Origin of the sequence: Alistipes sp. An66 (assembly GCF_002161445.1) — a bacterium.
GTDB classification, from domain to species: domain Bacteria; phylum Bacteroidota; class Bacteroidia; order Bacteroidales; family Rikenellaceae; genus Alistipes; species Alistipes cottocaccae.
This window is the reverse complement of record NZ_NFHT01000036.1, coordinates 1-4,224: the sequence shown is the minus strand read 5'-3', so window position 1 is coordinate 4,224 and position 4,224 is coordinate 1. Positions and strand designations below refer to the sequence as shown.

Here is a 4,224-nt window from a genome sequence, read left to right as displayed (position 1 = left end):
AACAGATCGAGTTTCGAGGGATAATAGTTGAAGATCCCGGTTTTGGTCAGCCCGACGCTGTGGGCGATCATTTGCAGGCTGACGCTCTCGTAGTTCATCGACATGAAGAGTTGCAGGGCGCTCTGCAATATTTCCTCGCGGTTGGTTTTCATGGTTCGGCGCTTCTTTCCGAGGTCAAAGATACGGGCTTATTCTGAAAAATCGTACACGGACGGCTCTTTTTCTGCGGGAGGCCCGTTCCGGATGCCGGCCGGTCCGGAGAACGGGCTCCGTTGTCGGGCGGCGTGCGGCTTTCACGCCCGCTTTTTGGGGAGAATATGTCGTGAAAAAAAAGCGGCCAAACGAGTTGCCGCTTTGTTCATGTTCCGGTGCTTGGGAAATTGTTCTGCCGGTTTCGGGGCATTCTCTCTGCCGCCCCGCTCCGGAGCCTATCCGAGGGTTTTCAGGCATGCCGTGACGTTCGTCTCGATTCTCCGCAGGATGCTCTCCGTGTCGGAAGCCTCCGCCTTGACGAACCGCTCTCCGGTGATCTTTTCGTAGAGTTCGATGTAACGGTCGGTGATGCCGGCCACGATCTCCGGGGTCATTTCGGGAACCTGCTGCCCCTGCTGCCCCTGGAACCCGTTGGCCATGAGCCACTCGCGGACGAACTCCTTCGAAAGCTGTTTCTGCCGCTCGCCTCTGGCAAGCCGCTCCTCGTACCCTTCGGCGTAGAAGTAGCGCGAGGAGTCGGGGGTGTGGATCTCGTCCATGAGGTAGATGACGCCGTCTTTCTTGCCGAATTCGTATTTCGTATCCACAAGGATAAGTCCCATCCGTGCTGCGATTTCGCTGCCGCGGCGGTAGATTGCGCGCGTGTAGTTTTCGAGCTGCTCGTACTCTTCGCGGCTCACGAGCCCCGAAGCGATGATCTCCTCTTTCGAGATATCCTCGTCGTGCCCCTCGGCGGCCTTCGATGTCGGGGTGATGATCGGCTCGGGGAATCTCTGGTTCTCGACCATGCCCTCGGGCATCTCCACGCCGCAGATGCTTCGCTTCCCGGCCTTGTATTCCCGCCATGCGTGGCCCGAGAGGTAGCCGCGGATGACCATCTCCACCTTGAAGGGTTCGCACTTGCGGCCTACGGTGACCATCGGATCGGGCGTAGCGATCTTCCAGTTCGGGAGAATGTCGGCCGTGGCATCGAGAAATTTGGCGGCAATCTGGTTCAGAACCTGTCCTTTGTAGGGAATGCCCTCGGGCAGGACCACGTCGAAGGCGGAGATCCGGTCGGAAACCACCATGACGAGGTATTTGTCGTCGATGTCGTATACGTCGCGGACTTTTCCGGTATACTTGCTTTTCTGACCTTCAAAGGAGAAATCGGTACGGGTGATAGCGTTCATTGTGTTTGCAGGTTTGTCGACTGCAAAGATACTGTTTTTGTATGAAAGTGGAATTTTTCGGAGGATTTATGTTTTCAATCTGCGAATTTGGTTGTAGGAGGAGGGGTTCCCGGGCTGCGGACCGGCGCTTCTTTATGTATTGTCGTGTCATTTGCCCGATGCGGACAGTGTATTCCGGTTCTTCCATCTTGTTTTTACAGACCGGGAGGGAGTTTATCCAGCATCAGTTCCCGGTAATTGAAGGATTCGCCGTCTGCTGTAAAGGTTCCGTCTCCTGTGGCGTGGATAATCCGTCGGTCGGTGCAATCGGGATTCTCCACGACTCTCGTTACTTTCAGAATGATGAACCCGTAACGGTCGATGTAATCGGTAACCCTGCATTCCAGACAGGCGATGCACCCGTCCACCAGCGGAGCCTTTACCGTCCGGGCCGGAAGAGCTTTCAGACTGAATTTTTCGAATTTGTCCGCCTTCGCGCCGCTGACCATTCCGATGCGCACGGCCGTTTCGAGCATCGATGCCGGAGGAATGCAGACCGCACATTCCCGTTGTTCCAACAGGGTGTTGAACGAATGGTTCCACGGTCCGGTAGTCAGAACAATGTGTTGTGCAAAATCGATAGCCATCGTCCATGAGATGGTCATCACATTGTTCCGTTTGCCGTCAAATGTGGTTACCAGTACCAACGGTCCCGGCTCAATGTATGTCAGCGCCTTTTCGATACCGACCTCTTTCATAATTGCGGTTTTTTATCACAGGAGTAAAGTTAGTAATAATATTCGAGATACCTCGTTGCGGAGCCTCTTCTGTTCCTTCTTCCGGGTTCCTCATTGCAGTCGGATGGAGCGAATTTGCATGTGAGTTTGAAGGATCGGGTCAGACGGCATTTCATATCAATGAAGAAAAGCGATGTGAATAATTGATTTTCTGCGTGCTGCCGTGCTTGCTGATGCCGCAAGACATACTGTAAAGAAACAGTAAAACGTTTTTTGACGCTTCTTTTTTAGGGGCATGTTTTCTCGAAAAAATGTAAAGTGCGGACTCGGAGTCCGATTTTGGGAGGATCTTTTCCCGCTCCGGGCCGGGTCGCCGGAAGGGTGGGAGTCCATAAGCAAAGGTTGTAATTTTCGCGCGATCTCCAAGCCTCGGAGGAGTTTTTTTCGGCTGGGGCTTATGGCCTGGATGCAGGAAAATCAGCCCGGCACGTTGCGGCGTGTCGGGCTGAAAACAAGAATTATTATAGTCGCTTGTCTGGAAGATTGGAAGACACCTCCCCGGACACATTAGAATGCTGTCGGCAGAAGAGCAATCGTCTTTTGTAGGTATGAAATGGACTCTGCTTTTCGTTAGGTGCTATTCTTCGTGTTCGCAACGGGTTCGAAGGTCGCTCAATAGCTCGCCTTTATAGGAGAAATACTTCGCACCTTGATACGCCCCCGAAGCATTGCGGCGCTCCTCGGGCATAAAGGTCCCGACGAAGGGCGAGAGTTTGTAGAGGCGTCCTTCGTATTCGATGTGGTCGTCGTCCGCGACCTTTACTTCCATTCCGGTCGGCACGAAAACCAGGGTTGCACCAATCGGAATATGGACCATGCTGAATTTGAAGCGAGCCCGTTTCTTCCCGTTTTCGGCGGGCTCCTCCGGCTCCGCTTGCTTGAATTGGGCATTGCCACGATGAACTTCTTCAATCTCGGCATCGTCGAGCGTGGTCGATATGTCGCGCAGAATGTCCAACGCTTTAGCAGGAGGCACGTTGAAGAATTCCCGATTTTGGCGAATCCGCAAATCGGTCAGCCGGTCGATGGTCTTGTGAATCAACTTCTCGACCTCCTCGTATTTCGAGGTTTTGAGTGTCGCATAAATCTCGAACGGCATAGGCACGGCCGTGTTGTCCAACTCTTTCGAGCGAACATCTACCGGGCGGGAGCTTTTGCCAATCTTCACCCAATCCTCCTTAAAGCTCGGATTGGTTAGAATGTATACGTATCCTGCTTCTTTTTTCATTGGGAGCGTGTTAATATACAAAGATAGTAATTTCGAATGGATTGGACGGATTTTTAGCCATAAATTCATCCAGCAGCTATCTCTGTAAGAGCTCGGTTAATTGCGTGTGGATCTTGGCCCCCTCGTCGGTGCCCGTAGTTGAGAGGCGCAGTAGCGGAAGAGCGTAGCGGTCGAGGATGCGATCCTTCATCCGGTCGCGTTCGGATTGGCGGGTTCCTTGTTTGTGGAACTGGTAGCCGTCAGTCTCGACAGCCAGGACGGGGCGTTTGCTCACCCGGTTGTAGATCAGAAAGTCGAGGTGTGTGGCGCCGTTCGAGGCATAGCGACACTCTTCGTCGTCGAGAAGCGTCCAGTCGCAGATCAACTGTCGCAGCGGCTGGTGGCAGAGAACGCCTAGATGCCGGAATGCCGGTTCAGCCTCCAGCACCCGCTCCAACAGGGCATAGGTCAGATTCTCGGAGTCGAACTCCGAAATCTGGCGGTGCCGCTTGAGGAATTCCCGACGGGCCTCGGCGTAGGGTTCGTAGAGCAGGTCGAAAACCGAATGGATGGCACTCTCCGAGATCTTGCCGCCGTTGTAGTCGATGTAGGCCAGCAGGTCGGCGATGTTGTGGCTGTCGGGCTGCTCGTTGCTCGAAGTGACGAGCGTGAATTGCCGTTTGGCCCGCGATACGGCGACGTTCAGCAGATTGGGATCATCCGTGAAGGCGGTAATCTGATCGTCGACGGTCGACAGGATGATGGCCTCCTTTTCCCGTCCCTGGAACTTGTGTACCGTAGCCACGTCAATGCCTCCGCCCAGCTCGCGGTGGAGCGCATTGACCTGCTCGTTGTA

General features: G+C 54.1%; 5 protein-coding genes. All 5 read right to left on the bottom strand.

Going from position 1 to position 4,224, the window contains the following annotated elements; all coding sequences use genetic code 11:
- On the bottom strand, nt 1–152 hold a 152-nt coding region (locus B5G16_RS13050; RefSeq protein ID WP_143260910.1), incomplete at its 3' end, for a TetR/AcrR family transcriptional regulator.
- 276 nt (nt 153–428) lie between these two features.
- Nucleotides 429–1,385, bottom strand: a complete 957-nt coding sequence (locus B5G16_RS12330) for a phosphoribosylaminoimidazolesuccinocarboxamide synthase (protein WP_087264338.1) — start codon at nt 1,383–1,385, stop codon at nt 429–431.
- Between the two features lie 194 nt (nt 1,386–1,579).
- On the bottom strand, nt 1,580–2,122 hold the full coding sequence (locus B5G16_RS12325; protein ID WP_087264336.1) for a flavin reductase family protein: 543 nt from the start codon (nt 2,120–2,122) through the stop codon (nt 1,580–1,582).
- 616 nt (nt 2,123–2,738) lie between these two features.
- The gene (locus B5G16_RS12320) at nt 2,739–3,389 is read right to left on the bottom strand and encodes a GIY-YIG nuclease family protein (RefSeq protein ID WP_087264342.1); all 651 of its coding nucleotides are present in this window, start codon (nt 3,387–3,389) and stop codon (nt 2,739–2,741) included.
- Between the two features lie 76 nt (nt 3,390–3,465).
- A partial coding sequence (locus B5G16_RS12315; protein ID WP_143260909.1) for an AAA domain-containing protein occupies nt 3,466–4,224 on the bottom strand: 759 nt, incomplete at its 5' end.